The sequence below is a fragment of the Miniphocaeibacter massiliensis genome (genome assembly GCF_900232905.1).
GTDB lineage: Bacteria > Bacillota > Clostridia > Tissierellales > Peptoniphilaceae > Miniphocaeibacter > Miniphocaeibacter massiliensis.
The window spans coordinates 708,231-731,566 of sequence record NZ_OCTQ01000001.1; the positions used below are offsets into that span (position 1 = coordinate 708,231).

The 23,336-nt window shown below is 27.7% G+C and carries 31 protein-coding genes; all 31 read right to left on the reverse strand.

Annotated elements, in window-relative coordinates:
* Nucleotides 1-111: 111 nt before the first annotated feature.
* Nucleotides 112-903, reverse strand: coding sequence for a uridine phosphorylase (udp, locus tag CS899_RS03700; RefSeq protein WP_099203598.1), 792 nt, complete (start codon nt 901-903; stop codon nt 112-114).
* A 33-nt stretch (nt 904-936) separates the two neighbouring features.
* Nucleotides 937-1,668 carry an acyl-[acyl-carrier-protein] thioesterase gene (locus CS899_RS03705; protein ID WP_099203599.1) on the reverse strand — a complete coding sequence of 244 codons (732 nt, stop codon included), beginning with the start codon at nt 1,666-1,668 and terminating at the stop codon, nt 937-939.
* Nucleotide 1,669: 1 nt separating this feature from the next.
* Entirely contained in the window at nt 1,670-3,526 is a 1,857-nt protein-coding gene (locus CS899_RS03710; RefSeq protein ID WP_242491859.1) for an ATP-binding protein, read from the reverse strand.
* On the reverse strand, nt 3,526-4,485 hold the full coding sequence (locus CS899_RS03715; RefSeq protein ID WP_099203600.1) for a DNA double-strand break repair nuclease NurA: 960 nt from the start codon (nt 4,483-4,485) through the stop codon (nt 3,526-3,528). The genes CS899_RS03710 and CS899_RS03715 overlap by 1 nt, the downstream gene beginning before the upstream one ends.
* Before the next feature lie 8 nt (nt 4,486-4,493).
* Nucleotides 4,494-5,312, reverse strand: coding sequence for a 16S rRNA (cytidine(1402)-2'-O)-methyltransferase (gene rsmI / locus CS899_RS03720; protein ID WP_099203601.1), 819 nt, complete (start codon nt 5,310-5,312; stop codon nt 4,494-4,496).
* Nucleotides 5,305-6,021: a tRNA1(Val) (adenine(37)-N6)-methyltransferase gene (locus CS899_RS03725; RefSeq protein WP_099203602.1), complete on the reverse strand. Its 717-nt coding sequence runs from the start codon at nt 6,019-6,021 to the stop codon at nt 5,305-5,307. Before CS899_RS03725 ends, rsmI begins: the two co-directional genes overlap by 8 nt.
* A 99-nt stretch (nt 6,022-6,120) precedes the next feature.
* Complete coding sequence (locus CS899_RS03730) at nt 6,121-6,960, reverse strand: pyridoxamine kinase (RefSeq protein WP_099203603.1); 840 nt, start codon at nt 6,958-6,960, stop codon at nt 6,121-6,123.
* A gap of 71 nt (nt 6,961-7,031) precedes the next feature.
* Entirely contained in the window at nt 7,032-7,199 is a 168-nt protein-coding gene (locus tag CS899_RS03735; RefSeq protein ID WP_099203604.1) for a DUF362 domain-containing protein, read from the reverse strand.
* A gap of 113 nt (nt 7,200-7,312) precedes the next feature.
* The gene (locus tag CS899_RS03740; RefSeq protein ID WP_099203605.1) at nt 7,313-8,152 is read right to left on the reverse strand and encodes a PSP1 domain-containing protein; all 840 of its coding nucleotides are present in this window, start codon (nt 8,150-8,152) and stop codon (nt 7,313-7,315) included.
* Complete coding sequence (locus CS899_RS03745; protein WP_099203606.1) at nt 8,149-8,967, reverse strand: DNA polymerase III subunit delta' C-terminal domain-containing protein; 819 nt, start codon at nt 8,965-8,967, stop codon at nt 8,149-8,151. The genes CS899_RS03740 and CS899_RS03745 overlap by 4 nt, the downstream gene beginning before the upstream one ends.
* A complete protein-coding gene (locus CS899_RS03750) occupies nt 8,967-9,245 on the reverse strand; it encodes a cyclic-di-AMP receptor (protein WP_099203607.1) in 279 nt (92 codons plus the stop codon). Before CS899_RS03750 ends, CS899_RS03745 begins: the two co-directional genes overlap by 1 nt.
* Before the next feature lie 11 nt (nt 9,246-9,256).
* Entirely contained in the window at nt 9,257-9,583 is a 327-nt protein-coding gene (locus CS899_RS03755) for a cyclic-di-AMP receptor (RefSeq protein ID WP_099203608.1), read from the reverse strand.
* A 3-nt stretch (nt 9,584-9,586) separates the two neighbouring features.
* Nucleotides 9,587-10,207: a dTMP kinase gene (gene tmk, locus CS899_RS03760; RefSeq protein WP_099203609.1), complete on the reverse strand. Its 621-nt coding sequence runs from the start codon at nt 10,205-10,207 to the stop codon at nt 9,587-9,589.
* Nucleotides 10,208-10,333: 126 nt separating this feature from the next.
* Nucleotides 10,334-11,044, reverse strand: a complete 711-nt coding sequence (gene rplA, locus CS899_RS03765) for a 50S ribosomal protein L1 (RefSeq protein ID WP_099203610.1) — start codon at nt 11,042-11,044, stop codon at nt 10,334-10,336.
* A 47-nt stretch (nt 11,045-11,091) separates the two neighbouring features.
* Nucleotides 11,092-11,517, reverse strand: coding sequence for a 50S ribosomal protein L11 (rplK, locus tag CS899_RS03770; RefSeq protein WP_099203611.1), 426 nt, complete (start codon nt 11,515-11,517; stop codon nt 11,092-11,094).
* A gap of 89 nt (nt 11,518-11,606) precedes the next feature.
* Nucleotides 11,607-12,158, reverse strand: a complete 552-nt coding sequence (gene nusG, locus CS899_RS03775; protein WP_099203612.1) for a transcription termination/antitermination protein NusG — start codon at nt 12,156-12,158, stop codon at nt 11,607-11,609.
* Nucleotides 12,159-12,197: 39 nt separating this feature from the next.
* Nucleotides 12,198-12,404, reverse strand: a complete 207-nt coding sequence (gene secE, locus CS899_RS03780; RefSeq protein ID WP_099203613.1) for a preprotein translocase subunit SecE — start codon at nt 12,402-12,404, stop codon at nt 12,198-12,200.
* Between the two features lie 19 nt (nt 12,405-12,423).
* Nucleotides 12,424-12,573, reverse strand: coding sequence for a 50S ribosomal protein L33 (rpmG, locus tag CS899_RS03785; protein WP_099203614.1), 150 nt, complete (start codon nt 12,571-12,573; stop codon nt 12,424-12,426).
* 431 nt (nt 12,574-13,004) lie between these two features.
* Complete coding sequence (locus tag CS899_RS03790; RefSeq protein WP_099203615.1) at nt 13,005-15,515, reverse strand: ABC transporter permease; 2,511 nt, start codon at nt 15,513-15,515, stop codon at nt 13,005-13,007.
* On the reverse strand, nt 15,508-16,137 hold the full coding sequence (locus tag CS899_RS03795; protein WP_242491868.1) for an ABC transporter ATP-binding protein: 630 nt from the start codon (nt 16,135-16,137) through the stop codon (nt 15,508-15,510). The genes CS899_RS03790 and CS899_RS03795 overlap by 8 nt, the downstream gene beginning before the upstream one ends.
* Before the next feature lie 138 nt (nt 16,138-16,275).
* Nucleotides 16,276-17,301, reverse strand: a complete 1,026-nt coding sequence (locus tag CS899_RS03800; RefSeq protein ID WP_164995837.1) for a sensor histidine kinase — start codon at nt 17,299-17,301, stop codon at nt 16,276-16,278.
* Nucleotides 17,294-17,989: a response regulator transcription factor gene (locus CS899_RS03805; protein ID WP_099203617.1), complete on the reverse strand. Its 696-nt coding sequence runs from the start codon at nt 17,987-17,989 to the stop codon at nt 17,294-17,296. Before CS899_RS03805 ends, CS899_RS03800 begins: the two co-directional genes overlap by 8 nt.
* A gap of 80 nt (nt 17,990-18,069) precedes the next feature.
* Entirely contained in the window at nt 18,070-18,381 is a 312-nt protein-coding gene (locus CS899_RS03810; protein WP_099203618.1) for a CD1247 N-terminal domain-containing protein, read from the reverse strand.
* An 18-nt stretch (nt 18,382-18,399) separates the two neighbouring features.
* Nucleotides 18,400-18,957 carry an elongation factor P gene (gene efp / locus CS899_RS03815; RefSeq protein WP_099203619.1) on the reverse strand — a complete coding sequence of 186 codons (558 nt, stop codon included), beginning with the start codon at nt 18,955-18,957 and terminating at the stop codon, nt 18,400-18,402.
* Nucleotides 18,958-19,015: 58 nt separating this feature from the next.
* Nucleotides 19,016-19,504, reverse strand: a complete 489-nt coding sequence (gene mog, locus CS899_RS03820) for a molybdopterin adenylyltransferase (RefSeq protein ID WP_099203620.1) — start codon at nt 19,502-19,504, stop codon at nt 19,016-19,018.
* Nucleotides 19,505-19,513: 9 nt separating this feature from the next.
* Entirely contained in the window at nt 19,514-19,963 is a 450-nt protein-coding gene (locus CS899_RS03825; RefSeq protein ID WP_099203621.1) for an N-acetyltransferase, read from the reverse strand.
* An 8-nt stretch (nt 19,964-19,971) separates the two neighbouring features.
* Nucleotides 19,972-20,547 carry a GrpB family protein gene (locus CS899_RS03830; RefSeq protein WP_099203622.1) on the reverse strand — a complete coding sequence of 192 codons (576 nt, stop codon included), beginning with the start codon at nt 20,545-20,547 and terminating at the stop codon, nt 19,972-19,974.
* Nucleotides 20,548-20,579: 32 nt separating this feature from the next.
* Nucleotides 20,580-20,927 carry a YraN family protein gene (locus tag CS899_RS03835; protein ID WP_099203623.1) on the reverse strand — a complete coding sequence of 116 codons (348 nt, stop codon included), beginning with the start codon at nt 20,925-20,927 and terminating at the stop codon, nt 20,580-20,582.
* On the reverse strand, nt 20,924-21,541 hold the full coding sequence (locus CS899_RS03840) for a ribonuclease HII (RefSeq protein WP_099203624.1): 618 nt from the start codon (nt 21,539-21,541) through the stop codon (nt 20,924-20,926). The genes CS899_RS03835 and CS899_RS03840 overlap by 4 nt, the downstream gene beginning before the upstream one ends.
* Nucleotides 21,528-22,400, reverse strand: a complete 873-nt coding sequence (gene ylqF, locus CS899_RS03845) for a ribosome biogenesis GTPase YlqF (protein ID WP_099203625.1) — start codon at nt 22,398-22,400, stop codon at nt 21,528-21,530. The genes CS899_RS03840 and ylqF overlap by 14 nt, the downstream gene beginning before the upstream one ends.
* 133 nt (nt 22,401-22,533) lie before the next feature.
* Nucleotides 22,534-23,322 carry an Ltp family lipoprotein gene (locus tag CS899_RS03850; protein WP_099203626.1) on the reverse strand — a complete coding sequence of 263 codons (789 nt, stop codon included), beginning with the start codon at nt 23,320-23,322 and terminating at the stop codon, nt 22,534-22,536.
* Between the last annotated feature and the right edge of the window lie 14 nt (nt 23,323-23,336).

The following is a 23,336-nucleotide window of genomic DNA, read 5'->3' on the forward strand; positions in this document are numbered from 1 at the left end:
TCTTTTAATATGATAACATATTTTATTTATTTATAAAAAACTAGTATCACATTAGATTCTTTAATATTTATAAATTTAATTTAAATATCAATTATAATAAAAAGACAGGATTTACCTGTCTTTAATATTTTTAGTTTTATCTTCTATAATTTGAAGTTTTATTGCATCTATTGCTGTTTGTATCATTATATTAACGTCTTCTGTTACTTTGTTTTCTAAACCCTTAGATACTCTCTCTTGATTGTTAATACATAAAAATATCGCTGCTGATTTTACTCCCCTATAACTAGATACTATAAATAATGTTGAAGCTTCCATCTCAGAAGCTAAACACCCCGCTCTTTTCCAAGCTTCCCATTTACTTTCTAATTCATAAAAAATGGGTTTATTACTTGGATTGTGCTGTCCATAAAATGAATCTTTACTTTGAACAACTCCTGTGTGGTATATCAATTTTTTCTTATCACATGCATCTATCAAATTTGACGTAAGGTTATAGTTTGGTACTGCCGGATATTCAATAGGAGCATATTCTTTTGATGTTCCATCCATCCTGATTGCTCCTGTTGCTATAACCAAATCTCCTGCTTTAACATCTAATTGCATTCCACCACAAGTTCCTACTCTTATAAATGTATCTGCTCCAATATTACAAAGTTCTTCTACTGCTATTGCTGTAGATGGTCCTCCAATACCAGTAGATGTTACAGATACTTTTTCCCCAAGTAATGTACCAGTATATGTTACAAATTCCCTTTTATCTGCTACAAGCTTTGGATTATCTAAATACTTTGCTATTTTTTCACATCTTTTGGGGTCTCCTGGTAGTAAAACATATCTCCCTACGTCTCCTTTTTCCATATCTATGTGAAATTGTCTATCTTCTAAAAGATTATCTCTCATATATTCTCCTATTCAAGTGAATCAAACCTCATTTCAAAAATACAATTTGCTAAAGGTTTTTACTTCTCCTTTTTCATCTTCTATTTTATTATAAATGACTAAATCATCATCTTCTTGTATTAAATCTGTTGATTTGGTTATTATATTTTCACCATATTTTGTATCTTTTTTATAAACTATTTCTATTTTTTTTAGTTTATTATCATCTAGTATTTCGTCGTCTATACTTTCAAAAATCCATCCAAAATACTTTGCATTATTAACATGTCTATTTGCGTCTATATCTGTTTTTCTTACACTAAATGAAAGTGAACTAGCATAATCTACATCTTTTTTTATTTTCAAATCTTTTCCTACTATATCTAAATCTTTTTCTATGCCATAACGGTTTATTAAATCATCTGGTATTCTTGTAGGCATATATGTTTTTCTATCTAATAATAACCACTTAGTTTTTCCTTTAATATAATCTTTTCCATTATCATCAAATACTCTAAAATTTCTGTACGCATAAAACTTCTTAGTTCCTGCTGAAACGGTTTCTATATTTATTTCATCTGAATAGTTTGGTATATCAAATATATCTATTTCCCACTGATATACTATCCAAAAATAATCGTCGTATTCCGTAACACCTTTCATAACATCGTCTGTTTCACCTATTGAAGTCTCTGCCATATATTCGACTAAAGATTGTATAGTAGCTTTAAAATTATGGTCACAGTTAAAGCTATAAATTTTGTATCTATCTGTATAATGTTTCATTCTATCTCCCAAATTCTTCGTATCTATCTCCTAAAAAAGTCTTTTTAATTTCTAGTTTTTCTTTTAAAACCAATTCATCTAATATATTTCTTAGTTGGTCTACTGAATAAACTTTTCCTGTATCTTCTTGAATTTCTTTTGTTAATTCATAAAAGTTTGTACTCATAATAGGCAAATAATCTTTTACTAGTTCAAAATTATCTTCATTACTTACACTATACTTATTACTAAGTTCTATAAAGGGATTTTCTTTGTGAGGAGTTGTAGTATGAGCTGCTCTAATTCTCACATACATTGTACGTCCTATTGCAGACTCAGACAAAAAAACATCTCCTGTTTTTAAATAAGGTAATCTTTTAGTTTGTTCTGGACTAAGGTCTGTTTCCTCTTTTATAGTTTGAATATCATTTGCTCTAGTTGTTCTAAATATAAATTTAGTATTAAGTTGAGCTGTTATTGTACTATCTAAAAGAGAAGGTCTTTGAGTTGCAAGTATTAAAAACACTCCATACTTTCTACCTTCTTGTGCTATTTCTCTAAGTATATACTTTGAAGGTGACTCTGACATACCGTCTTTTGATTGTGGTGCAAAATTATGAGCCTCATCTGTTATTATAAAAAATGGTGGAAAATAATCTTCCTCATTATTTTTTATAATAGAATCTTTGTAATTTCTTCTTTTTTCATAAACAGAGTTTACTAAAAATGTTGAAAATACTTGAATTATTTTTATACTACCTTGAATAACTACAAGCTTACAGTTTTTCAAAGCTTCTTCTGCAAGTAAAGAATCGTGTTCAAATATTCCCAGTTTTTTTAACCTGTCAAATCTCCAAGAAACTCCTGAAACTGAAGAAGGTGGACATTTATCATTTAAGTTTCTAAAGTCCTCTAATATCATTTTATAATATTTTCTTTCTTCTGAATCTTCTATTTCTTCCATTACACGTCTAATATTAGCTTCTGAGCCTATTTCTTGACCTTTTTTAAGTCTTTCTAATCTTTGTTCAAAAGAAAATAAGCTGTCCTTTGGTTTGTGTAAATTATCAACTACATTTTCCATAGCTTCTGTTAATCTTGAAGATGTTTGAAGTAAGTTTTTTAAATCTTTACTAGAAATCTTTTTAAAATCTATTCCTATATTCTCTCCTATTACAAACTTAGAAAAAAGATTTGTATAATCTCTTCCATAATCTTGTTTTAATTTCTCTGAAAAGTCCATTTCATAATGAGGGTCTAATACAAGTGTAGGAATATTCTTATTCATCAATTCTTCTAATACAACCCTAAGTCCAAAAGATTTACCTGAACCTGAACCTCCAAAAATTCCAACATGAGGATATTCATGCATATCATATAAATTTAAAATATATGGAACTTCAGTTTGTTTTTTCAACTCTTTATCTTCTAATGTTAAAGATAAGTCTCTATATTCTTCATCTATATTTTCATAAATATCGTCTGTATTTCTAATAACACCAATATTTAGTCCTTTGTTTAACTCATTTGAAATAAAATATTTCTTAACTTCTTTGAATTTCGGAATCCTACAATCTGAACCTGTTTCAATAGGATAATTAGCTTCTTGCAAAAGTCTTATTTTAGCAAAATAAATAGTACCTTCTTCAACGTTGAAACCTAGTAAGTTTAAATTGTTAATCATATTCCCATCTATGATTTCACCATTGTTATTCATAGGAATAAATTTATTATAAGTGTGAACTTCTACAATTTCACCAAGAATATCTCCTTGCCCTAAATCTTCAATTATTAAAAATTCGTTTATTCTAAATTTCCTAGAATTAGATCCAACATAAGCCTCCTGCTGATCTGTCATTCCTATTATTTTAATATCCATTAAAAACTCCTCTTAAATCTTTGAGCGTTAAATAATTTTTCGTAAAATTCTGTATCAATGTACATTTTTATCATTTGCTCTATAGTTTCGTCTGAAATTCTAGTTTGAACATCAGCTAAATCTAAGATAAATGGTATTCCTCTACTATTAACATCTGTTATTGAAGCTATTAAAGATAATATTTTTTGTAAATTTTCTTCTTGCTCTTCTAAAATATCTACTGCTATTATAGTAGGTGCTTTACTACTTCTTAAAAAAGCTGATCTAAAACCATACTCGTCTTTCCCAGACTCTTTTTTATCTATATATAAACTTTCTAAATATTCTAATTTATTAAAAAGTAATTCTCTATCGTAAATTATATTATTTGTTGTATTGTTACTATCTTTTCCAGATATATTATCATAAGTTACAGAAGTTTTAATATCTTCTATAACACCAACTAAAATAATATTTTTTTCTTCAGCTATCTTTTTTAATTCTTCCCATTTTTCATCACATAAAATTTTGTATCTAATTAAAGAACCATCTAACAAAACAATATGAGGATTTTTTTCTGTTGATTTTATAGCTACTTCTATTTCTATACTTGCTAATTTACTATCTTTTATATTTTTTTCTTCATTTATAGTACTCTCATCTACAAGTGGACAGTAAAAATCTGTAATTTTTATATTTTCTTCTTCATTTATACCAAAACTAGCAACTGCTTGAAATAGCTGAATATAATGAGGGTATGCTCCTCCAAAAGTATTAGTAGAGCCATCTATTCCCACTACTCCACCTTTGTTTTTTATATCTATAAGCTCATTAGATGTAAGTTTTTTTACTTGTATAAGCTCACCAACATTTTTCATTATTTCTCTAATTTCATCTCTAGAGTATTTGTTTATTTGATTATATTTTGTTCTTAAAAAGTCGTTAACTTTTTTTACTTCAGTTATAATCTCTTTATCCAATTTGTCACCTATATTTCTAAGCTAATTTTATAAACTTCATTTTTATTTAAATCATATTTTTTTACTATATTTTTTACTGCATCTTTTTTGCTAAGTCCTAACTCTATTTCATTTAACAACTCTTTTTTTATATCTATTTCTTCTTCTATTTTTTCAGCTTTTTCTAAGATAATTACAAATTCTCCCTTTACATTTTCTTTATCCTTATAAATTTCGTAAACTTCACTACAAGTTCCTCTAATTCTTTCTTCATGTAGTTTTGTAATTTCTCTAATTACCGCTATTTGTCTACTAGGAAATTCATTAGCTAAAACTTTAATAGTATTTTTTACTCTATGAACTGATTCATAAATAATAGAAGTCATTTCTATTTCACTTAATATTTTTATAAATTTCTTAGCTTCAGAATTTTCTCTAGGATAAAATCCTAAAAATGCAAATCTATCTGTATTTAAACCCGATGATACAAGTGCAGTAATTGTTGCAGTAGCTCCTGGTAAAACATCAAAAGCAATATTATGCTTAATTAATTCCTTTATAATTACATGTCCAGGATCAGAAATACCAGGCATTCCTGCATCGCTAACAACTGCTAGATTAAGCCCTGCGTCTAATTCACTTATAATTTCAGCTACTCTCTCTTTTTCATTATGTTCATGATAGGATTTAAGCTTTGTTTTTATATCATAATGGTTCAAAAGCTTTATAGTATTTCTTGTATCTTCACAATAAATAATATCTACATTTTCTAAAGCTTCTAAAGACCTAATAGTTATATCTTTTAAATTCCCTATTGGTGTTGGAACTATATACAATTTATTATCCATAATATATTTTCTTCACTTCCTCTGTATATTCACCTTTTTCATTATATACAACTAAAGGCTTTTTAAAAACAAAATTTGCTCCACTATTTTTTACAAATTTCATAAGTATCATTTTAGGTTCTTCTCCTATTTTAGATACAACTGGAACTAAGTTTTTTGGTTCAATTTTATAAATTCTTGCCATTTCACATATATCGACAAGTCTTGAAGGTCTATTTATCATATATAGTACACCTTTTGACTTTAATTTATATTTTGCAAATTTAAAAATATCTTCCAGTTTCAAGTACACTTCATATCTTGATATATAGTGGTTTTCATTTTTATTTTTTATTCCTGCATCTACTTTATAATAAGGTGGATTTGTTACTATAATATCTAAACTATCATTTTTATAATTTTCAAAACAATTATTTATATCTTCATTAATTGGATTTATTAAATTTTTCAAATTATTTATTTCAATATTTTTCTCTAAAACATTATAATTATCCTTTTGAATTTCAACACAATCTATTATTTTAGGATTGTATAAATAATTCATCCTTAAAGAAATAATACCTGTTCCCCCACCTATTTCTAAAACTTTGTCACTACTTTTAACCTTAGCAAAACTAGATAAAAGTATAGCATCTATCCCAAAAGAAAATTTATCTTCTATTGAGTTTATTTTATAATTTGTTCCAGGTATATAATGTTCTTTTATCATTTTATCTCCGTTATTTGTTAATTTATCAATTTTATACTACTATATTATATTACATATTAGCTAATTACTTAAATTTCTTATATAAATAAAAAAAAGGACCTATAAGTCCTTTTTTATATTATGAATATATAATTCTAAATTTATGCCTTCATTTCTGTCTAATCTATTTCTTTCAGATTCTTTTATTGAGTTATATATAAAGTCTGCCGCTATTTTTACAGCATATTTTAATTTTACATTTTTAAGTACATATCCTAATACTACTGAAGAAAAAATATCTCCTGTTCCTGGATAATTTACATCTATTTTTTCATATGGAACCTTAAAATATTCTTTATTCTTATTATCATAGCCAGCTATATAATATTTTTCGTTACTTGCTTTAACGCTTGTAATTACAACTGATTTACTTCCTTTTTCTCTAATTCCATCAATTAAATCTTTCAGTTCCATCTTTGTATCTACAAAAACTCTATTAAATCTATTTTCAAGTAACAAATATGCTTCTGTAATGTTAGGAATTGTTAAGTCTGCATAAGATATTAAATCTCTCATTATCTCTATTCTATCTTTTTCTATTCCATTATATAGTTTTCCATTGTCTGCCATTATAGGATCTACCATTACATAAGGATTATATATCTTATTATCTTCTATTATTTCTTCAATAATTTCTATTTGTTCTTCATTTAAAACAAATCCTGTTGAAATACTATTTATATTAAATTTAAGCTTTTTCCAAACTTCTATACATTCCCTCATGTATTTAGTTGTATCTAATATTGAAAATTCTCCATAATCTAAAGTATTTGAAACCAATGCTGTTGGAAGATTTAAAATACCAAAACCCATATGGTAAAGTATTGGAGTCATTGCAGACAATGCAACTCTACTATAACCTGGTCTATCATTAATTAAAAGTATATTGTTTTTACTCATATTCTCTCCTAAAATAAAAGTAGAGCCTTTCAAGGCTCCACTCTCTATCCCCTATATATGTATAACATATTTTACTCTGGATGTATTGATTCTGTTGGGCATACTTCTGAGCATGCACCACAATCTGTACAAGTATCAGGATCTATTACATAAACGTCCCCTTCAGAGATAGCATCTACTGGACACTCTGGTTGACATGATCCACAAGCTATACAACTATCGTCTATATGATAAGCCATGTTATTTCCCCCCTTGATAATTTAGATATTAAATATCTAGGTATATTATTGCATATTAAATATCTAAAATCAAGGTATGGAATATGTTTTCATTTTAAATAACTTATTTAAATCTATCCACAGTGACATCCATCACAATTTTTTCTTTCAATTGTTATATCTTCGTTGAAAAATACTTTTATTTCTTCAAGGTCATCTTCACTTTCAATCTTTACTTTTACAAATTCAGTAAGTGCATTTACTTCTGTGACAATCCCCAATCCTTCTGGTGTTCTTACTTTTACACCAACTTTAGGTAATCTTTTTATATTTCTTTCATAACCTTCTTGTTCATATTTCAAACAGCACATAAGTCTACCGCACATTCCTGAAATTTTTGTAGGATTTAAAGATATTGATTGGTCTTTAGCCATTTTTATTGACACTGGTGCAAATTCACTTAAAAATCTATTGCAACAACATTGTTGTCCACAACATCCTATTCCTCCTACCATTTTTGCATGGTCTCTTACTCCTATTTGTCTAAGTTCTATTCTGGTTCTAAATATACTAGCTAAGCCCCTAACTAATTCTCTGAAATCTATTCTATCATCAGATATAAAGTAAAATATAACTTTATTATTGTCAAAAGTATACTCACAGTCTACTAATTTCATATCTAAATCATATTCTTTAACTTTTTCTATACAGATATCTAAAGCATCTTTTGCCTTTTTCTTATTTTGTCTATTCCAATCTTTGTCACACTCATCAGCAATTCTAATTACAGATTTTAACTCTGCAACAAGATCTTTTTCGTCTATTTCTTTTATTTCGTCAACTACTTGACCAAACTCTATCCCTCTAGCAGTTTCTACTATTACATTTTCATTTTTTTCTATACTAAATCCATTTGGGCTAAAATAGTATACTTTACCTGCTTTTTTGAAGCGTACACCTACTACTTCAATCATTTTTGTTCCTCCATTATATATAATAAAAGCTCTTCATTTGAAAGCTGAAAATTAACATTGTTTTTAAATTTGTCTTTAATATACATAATCTTATCTAGTATATTAATCAAATTTTCATTTTTAAATTTATTTATATCTTCATAAATTTTAATATTATCTTTGTAAATCAAATTATCTTTTATTTTACTATTGCCATATTTATACAGGTCATAAAAAAAATTGTAAAAATAATTATATATTTCATTAGCTTTTTCTTTATTATTAAAAAAATATTCTTTGGAATTACTTAATTCCAGTAAATTCCTATTTATACTATTAACTAATATTTTATTTAGTTCAGCATAGTCTTCATATGCTATTTCTACACTATGCTCTAAATTTATAACTTGACACCTAGATATAATAGTTTTTATTATTTTTTCTTCATTATCAGTTGTTAATATTATTTTCCCATATTTTGGTGGTTCCTCTAAAATTTTCAACAATGCATTTGCTGACTCTTTTCTAAAAAACTCAGCATTTTTTATTAGTACAACTTTATATTTAGATTCTACTGGTCCTGAACTTAAAAATTCTATAATTTCTCTTACTTGACCAATTTTTATATTATTTTTTTCAGGTTCAACCTTAAAAAAATCTACATTAGCATCTCTTAAAAATTTTTCTGAAGAATTATCTTCTCCATTATAAATATTGTATATTAATGCTTTTGATTCATTTTCAAGTATTTCTTTGTTTCTAGAAACCAACAAATATGCATGAGACAGCGAATTATTCTTTAATTGTTCTTTTAATATTCTACTAGATAAATTCATTAAAATCTTTTGCTACCCTTTAGACTAATTACAAAAATATTTGCATTGTATGAATCTCCATCGTCAGGATCTCTTAATCTATTATTGCTAGTTTCTTTAATAATGCTTTTTATTTCATCAAGTTGCTCTTCTTTAGCTCCTATTAATAATGTAGTGTTTCCTTTTTTAAAAACACCACCTGTAGATGATAATTTGGTACATCTAATCTTATTAATAGCTAATAACTTAATTATGTCGTGAGACATGTCATCTTCTATAATTGCAACTACTAATTTCATTTAATCACCTACTAAAATCTTATGTGTTCTTCTACATCTACTATGAATACTGTCGCTCCACCTATCGTAATTTCAACAGGGTATGGCATGTATGCATCTGTCTGCATTGTAATATTTAACAATGATGAATCTGCTTCTCTAGCTTTACAATCATCTTCTATTATTTTTAAACATTCATCTACTCTTTCATCTTCAACCCCTATAAGCAAAGTACTATTCCCTGCCTTTAAGAATCCTCCTGATGAAGACAACTTTGTCATTCTAAAATTATTTTTAGTCAAGTCTTCTCTCAATAAAAATAAATCTTGGTCTTGAATAATAGCAATTATTAGTTTCATAATCTACCCCCTAATACTTTTTAATATAACATATAAACTAAACTCTAAAACTTCTTCTATAGTTTTCGTTGCATCTACTTCTACAAAATTATTATTGTTCTTATATTTGTTTATAATGCTTATATACCCATTATAAACCCTACTGTGAAAAGATTCCTTCTCCAATTCTAATCTATCTGCAGTATCTAGCTTGTTTTTTCTTTTTAATGTTGTTAGTGGGTCTACTTTAAAAAACAAAATCAAGTCAGGTTCTAAATTATTTGTTGCAAACTTGTTAATTTCTGAAATACTTTCTATCCCAAGTTCTCTTCCAGCACCTTGATATGCTAAACTTGACAATACATATCTATCTGATAAAACAATTTTTCCAGAATTTAAATTAGGAACTATAAACTCTTCTACATGTTGAGCTCTTGCTGCAGCATATAACAAAGCTTCTGTTCTTGCTGTAAGTTCTGTATTTTCTCTATCTAAAATAATATCTCTAAGTTTTTCTGATATTCTTGTTCCACCTGGTTCTCTCGTTTGAACAATATCATAATTTAATTCTTTTAATTTTTCTGAAACTAAATTTATTATAGTACTCTTCCCAGATCCATCTGGTCCTTCAAATGTAATAAACAATCCTTAACCTCTAATTTTCATATTTATAGATACTTAAAATCAATCTATTCTTTTCCTACTATATATATTATACTATAATTTTCAAAATAAAAAAAAGTAGATAAGAAATTCTTACCTACTTAAAGATTACTTGCTTTCTGATGTTGTAAATTTAGCTGCGTTTAATTTTACACCAGGTCCCATAGTTGAAGAAATTGATACACTTCTTAAATATTTACCTTTTGCAGAAGCTGGTTTAGCTTTAATAATAGCTCCCATTAATGCATTTATATTTTCTTCTAACTTTTCTTTTCCAAAAGATACTTTTCCTACTGGAGAGTGAATAATATTAGCTTTGTCTACTCTATACTCAACCTTACCAGCTTTAATATCTTTTATTGCATCAGCAACATCAAAAGTTACTGTTCCTGATTTAGGGTTTGGCATTAAACCTTTAGGTCCTAATAGTCTACCTATTTTACCTACAACACCCATCATGTCTGGAGTAGCTATTGCCACATCAAAATCAAACCAGTTTTCAGTTTGAATCTTAGTAACTAAATCATCTCCTCCAACATAATCAGCTCCAGCAGCTTCAGCTTCTTCTACTTTTGGTCCTTTTGCAAAAACTACAACTTTTAGGTCTTTACCAGTACCATGAGGAAGAACCATAGCTCCTCTTACTTGTTGATCTGCATGTCTTGAGTCTACACCTAATTTTACATGTAGCTCTACTGTTTCATCAAATTTAGCTTTAGCTGTATCTAATACTAAGCCAACGCCTTCATTTAAATCATATGATGTGTTTTTCTCTATTAATTTAACACTTTCTTGGTATTTTTTTCCTCTTTTTGCCATTACGCGAACCTCCTTGTGGTATTATCGAATTTTTTCTCCCACTTATTTTATTCTTCTACTGTTATACCCATACTTCTAGCTGTACCAGCTACCATTTCCATAGCTGCTTCAATAGAAGCTGCATTTAAATCTGGCATTTTGATTTCTGCAATTTTCTTAACTTGATCTTTAGTTAATTTACCAACTTTTGTTTTGTTTGGTTCTCCAGATGCTTTATCTAAATTTAATTCTTTTTTAATTAAAATTGCAGCTGGTGGAGTTTTTGTTATAAATGTAAAAGATCTGTCTTGATATACTGTCATTACAACTGGAATAATCATACCAGGTTGATCAGCAGTTTTTGCATTAAACTCCTTTGTAAATTGCATTATATTAACACCGTGAGGTCCTAACGCTGTACCTACCGGTGGAGCAGGTGTTGCCTTTCCTGCTGGGATTTGTAATTTTACTATTGCTTGAACTTTTTTAGCCATTATAGTCCTCCTTATAACTAATGTGGTTTGGCGGGTTTCCCCTCCCACTTGAATCTATATCGAACGAATTATTTCAATTATATTCAAATTTATATTTTTTCTACGTCGTCAAAATCTACTTCTACACTTGTATCTCTTCCAAATATAGAAACAAATGCTTTAATTTTTCTTTTTTCAACGTTTATTTCTTCAACTGAACCTACGAAGTCTTTAAAAGCACCTGATACTATCTTAATAGAATCTCCCACTTCAACTTCTAAATCTGGTAATACAACTTCTTCAATACCAAATGATCTCATTTCTCTTTCAGTTAAAGGCACAGGTTTTGAACCCGGTCCAACGAAACCAGTAACACCTCTGGTATTTCTAACTAAATACCAAGAAACATCATTGATTATCATTTTTACAAAAACATATCCTGGGAAGAGTTTTCTCTCTTTTACTTTTTTTACGCCGCCTACTACAGAAATATATTCTTCTGTTGGTACCATTACCTCGAAGATATCATCAACATATCCTCTATTTTCTACCATTTTCTCAATGTTTACCTTTACCTTATTCTCATGTCCCGAATAAGTGTGAACAACATACCATTTAGCATCTTTTGCTCTTTCTTGTATGTTATTATCTTGCTCTGTCATAGTATTGGTCCTCCTTCCCTTTCCATTTAACGACTAATTCTACTTGCTTATTAGTCCATATAAAAAGTGGAATATTGAATCTAAACCAAATACAAACGCAACTATTATTAAACAAACAACAGTAACTACTATACCGTAATTTAAAACTTCCTTAGGTGTTGGCCAAACTACTTTTTTCCATTCTGCCTTAACACTTTTAGCAAAGCTTTTTTTCTGTTGGTTCTTTAACGTTTCTTTTTGAGCCATTTCAAACCTCCAATTTTAACTATCTAGTCTCCTTGTGTAAAGTGTGACTCTTACAGAATTTACAATATTTTTTCAATTCTAATCTGTTAGTTGTTACTTTCTTGTTCTTATTAGTGTTATAGTTCCTATTTTTACACTCAGTACATTCCATAGTCACTTTATCTCTCATAATACACCTCCGACAAATTATTTGAATAGAGTTAATTACTCATATTCATACTTGACTAATTTATCATAAATAAGCCATTTAGTCAATGTAAATATCTTAGTTTTCTCATTTAATTTAAACAATGTTACTCTCTAGTATTTATTTGTTATAGTTAGGTTTTTTAAAATATAATTTATAAAAAACATTAACAATAAACAGCATTTTACTAAAATTAACTATATCCTATAAAAGCAGAATATTACATTCCAACAATAAGTTAACAAGTAAAAGAAAAGCGGATTATTCCTAATTAATTCCAGTTAGTTGCTAAAATGCCATCTGTAGAAATACTATCTCCATCTGGCTGGAAAAAGTTTAATAAAATAGAAGATATAATCAAAATATTTAAATAACAAAAAAAGATGCTAAAATTAGCATCTTTTTTATTTATCTTATTCTCTTGAATCTGCAATTCTTTCAGTTATTGTTTTCTTATTTAAAAACCAAGTTAATAAAGTTGCAGTTAATAAAGTTACTATTATCATTATAATAAATAATATTATACAGCCTATTATAAAAGTTTTTAAATCAAATCCTGTTAATAGCAAAATTTTATATGATAGTAAATTTATTATAAAATAGGAAGATGGAACTGCTACTACAAAGCTTACTGCACACAAGAAAATTCCATCTTTTAAAATACTTAATGTCATTTGTTTTTTAGTCATACCTATTGACTGCATTGTTGCAAATTCCAGTTTTCTAGCCATTATACTAGTAACTTCTGTATTTACTACATTAGCAAGTCCTATTACTCCAAAAACTCCTGCAACTAAAAGTCCTAAGATAGTCATTTGTTCTTTTTGTTTTATTTCACTTTGTCTAGTTGCATATTTTGAACCTATTTCCAATTGTGAGTTAAAAGACTCTTTTATAGTTTCTTCTATTTCCTCATACTCCATTTTTGTAAGTTCACTTTTAGTATCTACTTTTACCCTTTCAACCAAATCTACATAATTAGGATAAATTTCTTTAAAATCACTATCGGAAAATGTTAGCATTGAGTCTCTGATTACAGAAGTCCCAAATGGATTAATTCTTTCTATTACTGCCATAACTTCAACTTCCTTGTCTATATAAATATCTCTACTAGGGTCGTATATGGATAAGTTTATTTTATCTCCTGCTCTAACTCCTCCTTCTACTAACTTATTTGTACTTTTAGTGTTTTGGTTAAAAATAACATGCTTACCTGAATTAAATTTTTCTTCGTCAAAACTTCCATCAAGTATTTTCACGTTAATAGCTTCAACTTTTAGCTGGTCTGTTGGAATACCTTTTATTTGAAATTGAATATCTCCATTTTCCATTATCATATATGGATTTTTATACTTCTCAATTAATGTTACAGCCTCATCTTTTATTCTTTTGTGTTCTTTTTCAAAAATAGGATTTTTCTTTACATATGCATATCCTGGTTCTGTTATATTTTTTGTACCTTCCTGTTTTATATTCCCCATTTTTCTAGCTTGGTAAAATAAATGAACGTCTTTTACTGTAGATATGTTGAATAAATTATTTATTAACTCTTCTGTTATAGGCTGATACTCTTCTTCGTCATAATATACCATAGCTTTTTGTCGTATTATAACATCTGAAGTATTATATCTTTCTACCATTTTTTCAATATCATACCCAAAAGTTGAAGTAAATAAGGTTAAAAATATAATACTACTTAGTCCAAAAGATAAAATAGATATAATTTTTTTCTTTCTATTGTTTTTTACTTCGTACTTACTTGCTTCTATTGGAGAAAGCTTACTTAGTGTTCTGTAAGATTTTAAACTACTAATCCAAACTGTAAGCCCTGAAAATAAAACTGCTCCAAACACTACATATGCATTTACTGTTGGTTTGTAAAACTTGCCAAAATCAGTGTAATTCAAAACAAATGGAGAAATTTTGAAACCAAGTAAAATACCTAGTCCCAATCCAAGTAGTATCCCTGGAATAGACAAAATTAAAATTTGTCTTGAAATAATCATCTTTAATTGTTTCTTAGACGCTCCTATTGTTTTTAACATTCCAAAAAATTTAATATCATTTATTACTGAAATATAAAAAACATTGTATATTAAAAGATAACCACAAAATACTATTATTGAAACAACTGGAACTGCCAGCAAAACTATACCTGAAATGGAATTTTCCCTCTTAAACCCAAAGCCTTCTCCATCAATTTTCTCTTTTACTTCTTGTAATAAATCGCTTTTTTCTGCATCGGTATTTACTTTATTAAATTTAATGTAAATAGTAGCATTAGACTCTAACATTTCAGGCATATTTGTGGAGATAAAATCTTCAGTAATATAAATTTCCTCATATGTATCTGAAAGAATATCTATTGGAGATGTATAAATTCCTGAAATTTTAGCAGTAATTTCTTTTTCAACACGCTCACCATTTTCTAAAACTACTGATTGTAAAATATAATCGTTTCCAACTTTTCCACTTTCCCCCAGTCTCCTTGCCATTGCTTTTGAAATTAAAATCTCATTATCACTTTTAGGGTAATCTCCTTTTATTATTTCAACATTATTATTTTTATAAAAAGATTTATCTGGTGCGAATATTGAACTTTGCAGTCCTATCATCTCTTTGTTGTGTAAGCTTCCTATATTTGCAGGTCGAACGTAAGATGCCCACTTTACGTTATCCATTTTAGTAACTTCTTCATACCTGCTAACATCTGCAACTACATTTCCATCCGACTTAGGACCAGGAGTAACATCTGTTGCCCTGTTCATAGCTTCATAAAAATTTAGTCCCGTTGTAAAAACTGTAGTTATTAAAAGTGTTGTAAGAGCTATAGCAATTATTGCCATGAAGTTTCTTAGCTTATGACTAGACATTGTCTTTGTAGCAATTTCTTTTGATACTTCTTTGTTTGTGTTCCTAAACATTAGAAGCACCTCCTACTATCCTACCGTCTTCAAGTCTCACTATTCTATCTGCAAGTTGTGCAATAGCGTCATTGTGAGTTATTACTATTAATGTTTGATTTAGCTTAGCACTTGTCATTTTTAAAAGAGACATTACTTCTTCACTAGTTTTTGAATCTAAGTTTCCAGTAGGTTCATCTGCCAAAACTATTTGAGGTTTTGTTATTAGCGCCCTTGCAATAGCAACTCTTTGTTGCTGTCCTCCTGAAAGTTCATTTGGTTTGTTTTTTAATTTATTTCCTATTCCTAAAAGTTCTGTTACTTCCTGAAAAAACTTGTAGTCTATTTTATTTCCGTCAAGTTTTACTGGAAGTAGTATATTGTCTTTAACATTCATCACCGAAACTAAATTGTAGTGTTGAAATATAAAACCTATGTACCTTCTACGAAATATTGTAAGTTGTTCATCTTTTTTCTCTGAAAGGTCTTCATTGTTTATTAATACTTTTCCAGAAGTTGGTGTGTCTAGTCCCCCTATCATATTTAAAAGAGTAGTTTTACCAGAACCAGAAGTCCCAACTATTGCAACAAACTCACCAGAATCTACCGTTAAATCAACTCCATCTAATGCCTTTGTAACAATTTCTCCTTGTTTATAGTGTTTTTTTTAATTCTCAACTTGTAATACTGACATATATATCACTCCTTAATATTTGTTAATTAAATAATACAAAACAAATATCATTCAATTATCGCAAAGAAATTAAATAATTATTACAAGTTAATTAAGAAGAAATATTGAAAATGTACTTCCCATACCCTCTTTAGATTTTACTTTTATATATCCTCCCTCTTTGGATATAATTTCTCTAGACAGGTACAATCCTACTCCTATTCCCTCTACATCATGTAGTTTTTCTTCTCTATAAAATCTTTGAAATATTCTACCTTGTGACTGTTCTGGTATTCCTATTCCGTTATCTGAAATATCTATTTTAGTATACTTTTCCCATTTTTCCACAGAAATTTTTATAAATCCATTTTCTTTTGTATACTTAACAGCGTTCTCTAATATATTAAAAATAGCTTCACCTGTCCATTTGCTATCATGAGGAATTATAAAATCTTCTTTGCAATTTATCTCTATATTTAAAGACTTTTCTTTTGCCTTTAAATATACACCTCCAACAGAACGAGCTATAGTTTCGTATAAATTATTTGGTTGTATATTAAGTTTTATAACTCCAGCTTCAAGTCTTGAGGTTTTTACAAGTGCTTTCATTAAGAAATCTATTTTTTTCACTTGAGCGTTTATTGTTTCAATAGCCTCGTTTTTTTCTTTTATATTAATATTCTCTGCCTTTAAAAAAGATTTAGCCATTTTTAAATTAGTCACTGGTGTTTTTACTTGATGAGAAATATCTGAAATTAACTCCTGTAATTTTTCTCTATCTTCATTTACACTGTTATTATTTGCTTTTAACATGTTATAAAGCCTATTTAAACGATATTCCACTCTTGAAAACAAAGTTTCTTCATCTGAATTAAAAGATATATTACTTTCATTATTTGTCATTTTATCTATGGTTTCTGAAATTCTATTTACAAATTCAGAGTTTAGCTTATTTAATTTGAACACAAGAATTAAACAGCTCAAAAGTATAGATATACTAAGTATTATTGAACTATAAATTAAACATCTTTTTTCAAGTTGATTTACAACATTAATAATATAAAATATATTCAAGGAGATTATTACTATTAAAAACCCTATAAATAATTTTTTCAAAGATTTTCCCTTACTCATTTTTTTCTCCTTCCACAAACATATATCCCATACCATACACCGTTTCTATGAATTTTCTATCCTTTGTTTCTATCTTTTTTCTTAGCCTACTTATCGCAGCTGTTAGTGTATGTTCCTTAACATAATTTTCTCTACTATCCCATATTAATTCAAACAACTTGTTTCTTGTTAATAAAATATTTTTATTTTCTACAAATACTTTTAAAATTTGAAATTCAAGTGGAGAAATTTCCACTTCTTTTCCATTTACTTTTAGACTTAGACTATCAAAGTTTATTTTTAAATAACCATTATCATATATATTGCTGTTATGTTCTTTTGAATTGTTTATTAAGCTAAAAAAAGCTTTTATCTTTAATATTAAAATATCGTTAGAAAACGGCTTTGTAATATAATCGACTGCACCAACTTTGTATCCTTTTATAATATCTTCTTCTAAGTCATTTGCCGTTAAAAACATTATTGGTAAATTTTTGTTTTTTTCTTGTAATTCTTTTGCCAAATCTAGCCCAAAACCATCTGGTAAATTTATATCTAATACAATTAAATCCAAACTATCTTTTTCAATAACATTTTTCGCATCTTTCATATCAAATACAGAAATAACATTATAAGAATTACTTTCCAATAATTTTTTTATCATTTTATTCATTATTTTGTCATCTTCGACTAATAGTATTTTTTCCATAATTTATATCCTTTATTGTTTTATACTATAATTATATGACAAATAAAAAAAGATGCTAAATTTAGCATCTTTTTTTCAGACTATTCTTCAACTACTTCTTCATCTTCGTCGTCATAATCTTCGTCAAACTCATCATAGTATTCACAATCTTCGTAGTCTTCATCATCAAAGTCAAAGATATAATCTTCTACTTCAGATAAATCATCATCTACAAATGTTAAATACTCTTCAACATCCTCTAGACCATAGGATAAATCTTCAATTTCTCCAGCCATTTGATCTAAAGCGTCAATTATTCCCATCATCAATTTACCAACTTTAGTATCCTCTTCGATTTCTAAACCTTCTGCCAATCCTTTTAGATAAGCTATGTTTTCAAAAATATTATCCATAATGATCCTCCTTTTATTTTAAGCTCTAGATAAATACTCGTCTGTTCTAGTATCTATCTTTATTACATCACCTTCATTAACAAATAAAGGTACTTGTACTGTTGCACCTGTTTCTACTGTTGCAGGTTTTGTTGCTCCTGTTGCTGTATCACCTTTAACACCTGGCTCTGTTTCTGTTACTGTTAATTCTACAAAGTTAGGTGGAGCTACCGAGAAAGCATTTCCTTGGTAAAACTTAATAGTTGCATTGTCATTTTCTCTTATATATTTAATTGCATCTGCAACGCTACTTGCTTCTAGTGGAACTTGATCGTAAGTATTTGGATCCATAAAATAATATAATGTACCGTCATTGTATAAGTACTGCATTTCTTTTGTTTCTATTCTTGCTTCTTGATATTTTTCTGATGGATTAAAAGTTATGTCTTTGTTTGCTCCAGACATTACTGACTTTATTTTAGCTCTAACAAAAGCCGCTCCTTTTCCTGGCTTAACGTGTTGGAAATCAACTATTTGCCAAACATCGCCATCCATTTCAAAAGTAGTGCCTTTTCTAAAATCTCCTGCTGATATCATATATACCTCCTAAATAATTTCTTAATTAATTATACCAATAGAAAGTGCTCATAACAAGTTATCTTGCACATTCAGAGTCTTTACCCGTTAAAATCTTAAGTCCATGGTCTAATTCTGTAATAATATATTCTAAACTTTCTGTCACAGCTTTTGGACTTCCTGGTAAATTTATTATTAGAGTATTATTTCTAATAACTGATGCCGCCCTTGAAAGCATCGCTCTTTTTGTTATATTTAAACTGTATGCTCTCATAGCTTCAGCTATTCCAGGCACTAATTTAGTAGCCACATTTATAGTAGCTTCTGGTGTAACATCTCTTTTACTAAAACCAGTTCCACCTGTTGTTAAAATTAAATCGACTTTTTTCTCATCTGAAAGTTTTATAAGTTCTTTTTCTATTATATCTTGTTCATCTGGTATTATATTATACTCTAAGATACTGTAATTATTCTTAATTAATATTTCTTCTATAACTTTACCACTTAAATCTTTTCTTTCTTCCTTACTACCTTTGTCTGATATAGTAAGAATTCCAACATTAAACATAATTTCTCCTTAAATTTTTATATTACTTTTACTAGTTTTACTCCATTTCATATGATACTCTTTTTCTTTTAAATTTTCATCTTCTTGTTCTTTTTCTACTATAACACCATTATTTTTGTAAAATGAAACTGCACCTGTGTTTTTTTCATAAACATCTAATTCTAAATTAGTATATTTATTTTTACAGTAATCTAATAATTTTTTACCTATACCTTTTGACCTATAACTCTTATATACAAATAAACCAGCTATATATTCTGAATCTACTATTCCTATAAATCCTACTATTTTATTATTTTCAATATAGGTATAAATATCTGCTCTTGGAAGCATTTCTTTTACCATTTCATAATTGGACTTCCAATAATTTTTATCTATAAATGAATGTGCATCAATATTAGAATTTAACCAAATATCCATAATTTCATTTATAGAATCACTTATTCCTTCTTTTATCATACTTTACCCTAACTATATATCAAACCTATTTCTTTTTTAGCTTTAACTGTATTTACAAAAATAAAATCCGTCTTCATTTCTGTATACATATCTCTATTGTATTCATATTCTTTCCATAGATTTAATTTCAATTTTTCATATTCTTTTGCTATATTTTCATATTTATTTAAGTAATCTCTAAAATAAAGTTCATCATTATCACCAAGTAATCTTAAATGAATATGAAAAACTTTATCTGCAAATCCATTAATTGTATACCCTTTGTTTAAAGAAATTCTATTTTTATCTTCTGACATACAAATGTAGTTATTTAATTGTAATTTTTCTTTTATTATATTTAATTCAGTAATATTTCTAACTTCTATTAATATATCAATAATAGGTTTTGCAAAAATATTTTTTATAGCTGTACTTCCTATATGAGATATCCTGTTTATATTATCTTTATCTAAAATTTTTGTTATTTCTTTTTCTTCTTCTAAATACCAGTCAAACCAATAATCTTTGTGTGAAGTTAATTTAATTGGAAACAACTCCCATAACTGCTCATTAGTCATATCTTCTAGTCTTTTATTTTCAGACATAATTTCACCTTAGTTCCAATGAAAATTTTATTTTATGGAAAAGCATTGACTAAATGCTCTATTACTCCTGTTTGTTCTATAATTTCTACAACATCAAACCTTGGTTGCATATTGTAAAGTTCTTTTTCTTCTATAAAGCTTTCTGCTGCTGAAATAATTTTTCTTTGTTTCTTTGTAGTTACAAAATCTCTAGGATAACCAAATTTAATATTTTTTCTATACTTAACTTCTACAAATACTAAATAAGTTCCATCTCTAAAAATCAAGTCTATTTCTCCAGAATAAACTTTATAATTTTTTTCTATAAAATCATATCCTTTTTTTATTAAATATTCTAAGGCTATATCTTCACCTTTTTGCCCAATAATATTAGAATTCATCTTTTATTTCCTAAAATCTTTTTAAGAAAAGACATCCTATGAATTGGTGTAGGGCCTAGCTCCAATAAAGCTTCTCTATGCTTTTTAGTTCCATAACCTTTGTTATTTATAAGATCATAACCAGGGTATTGTTCTTCTAATTCCTTAAACATACTATCTCTACATACCTTAGCAACAATAGAAGCACAGGCTATTGGATAGCATTTGTCATCACCTTTAATTATAGAAACTTGTTTTATTTCTGAATCTATTTTTTCTGCATCTATAAAAATCATATCAGGTTTGACTAAATTTCCTTCTTTGTCTTTCATATTTTCAACAGCAATTTTCATAGCTAATAAAGTAGCCTGTTTTATATTTATTTTGTCTATAGCTTTCTCATTTACTACTCCTATGCCTATGGCTATAGCTTTTTCTTTTATCTCTGCAGCAAATAAATTTCTTTTCTTTTCAGATAATTTTTTAGAATCTCTTATTCCTTCTATAAACTCATTGTTTGGCATAATAACAGAACAAGCAACAACAGGTCCTGCTAAAGGTCCTCTTCCTACTTCGTCAACTCCTGCTAAAACCATGTTTTTTCCGTAATACTCACTTAAATCATACTCGAACATTTATATCTTCAACCTTTTCTAAAGTAATTTGTCCTAAAACACCTTTTCTAAATTCATCTAAAATAATATTTGCTGTTTTTGTATAATCTATTTCTCTTCCCTTTAATATCGCTCCTCTTTTTAAAGCTATATCGTCCATAATATCTATAGTAGGCCTTTCTGATGTTTCTATACCATATCTATTTGATAGTATATTTTCATCTATTTTTTGAAGTGTTTCTATTAAAGAAAAAGCTAAGTTTTCAACATCCATTATTTCATCTTTTATAGCTCCTGTATAAGCTAAATTAAGTCCTGTTAGCTTATCTTCAAACTTAGGCCAAAGTACTCCTGGAGTATCCAAAAGTTCAATATTACCCTTAGTTTTTATCCATTGGTTATTTTTTGTGACTCCTGGTCTATTTCCAACTTTTGCTGATTTTTTATTTGCAAGTCTATTAATTAGAGTAGATTTTCCTACATTAGGTATACCTACAATCATAAGTCTAATTCTATTAGATTTAATGTTTTTTTCTTTGTTTTTTTCAAACTTATCTTTCAACTGCTTTTTACAAGCTTTTTCAATATTCTCTACGCCTTGACCTGTCATAGAATTAATCATGACAGTCTCATGTCCTTTAGATTTAAAATATTCCACCCACTTTGAGTTTTCTTCTTGATTAGATAAATCTTTTTTATTTAATAAAATAATCCTTGGCTTATTTTCTAAAATTTCATCTATTAAAGGATTCCTACTAGCAATAGGAATTCTTGAGTCTATTAACTCTGCAACTATATCTACTAATTTTAAAGAGGACTTCAAAGAATCTATAGTTTTTTTCATATGACCTGGATACCAGTTTATATTCATATTGTTCATAATTTTCCTCCTAGTTTAATTTCCTCTATCACTTATTATATACTATTATTAAATTATTCATTAATTTAATAATAAAAAAACCAAAATCCCAATAAAATATTAGTAATTTTGGTTAATAATTTTATTAATATTTTTAAAAATCTAATTTTACTACAGCATAAATTATTTCTGCTCCTGTAAATCCCTCAGTTTGTAATATACCCATTATATCACTTTTAGTTTCCTTGCCATACTCTTGCCATTCTTTAGCTTTTATAACTGCCTGTTCTTTCCAATTTACATTAAGTTTATCAACTGCTACAGTTGCATGTTCTTTAGAATACCCCTCAAATTCCAGTTGCTTTATTAAACTAATTCTTGAAAAGGCTGAACTTTTAATATAATTCCTAGCTTTTTCTAATGCAAATTCTTCATCTGAAAAATTTAATTCGTTTAATGCATAATTAGCCTCTTCTTTTGTAAATCCTCTAAATTCAATCATATCTACTAATTCACTCTTTGAATATTCACCATCTTCCAAGTATTTTTCTGCTATTTTTATAGCTTGTTCTTTCCATATACTATCTCCTAGCTCTTTAATTGCATATTCTATATCCTTTTTTCTAAACTTATCTTTTTCTAACTTACTTGTTAAAGATTCTTTTGAATATATTTCATCATTAAGATACCTCTTTGCTTTTTCCAAAGCTTGTTCTTCCCATATATTTTCATCCATTTTTCCCATAGCATAGTCAATATCTTTTTTTCTGAAATCTTCTGATTCTAAAATCTCTTCAATTTCCTCTTTAGAATATATATCTGTTTTCAAAGATTTAGTAATCCTATCTGAAATTTCTTCTTTAATTTCATTTTTTTTAGTATTGCATCCTGTAATAATAAAACTTACAATTAAAATTGTACAAATCAATAATTTATTTTTCATATACTTACCTCCAC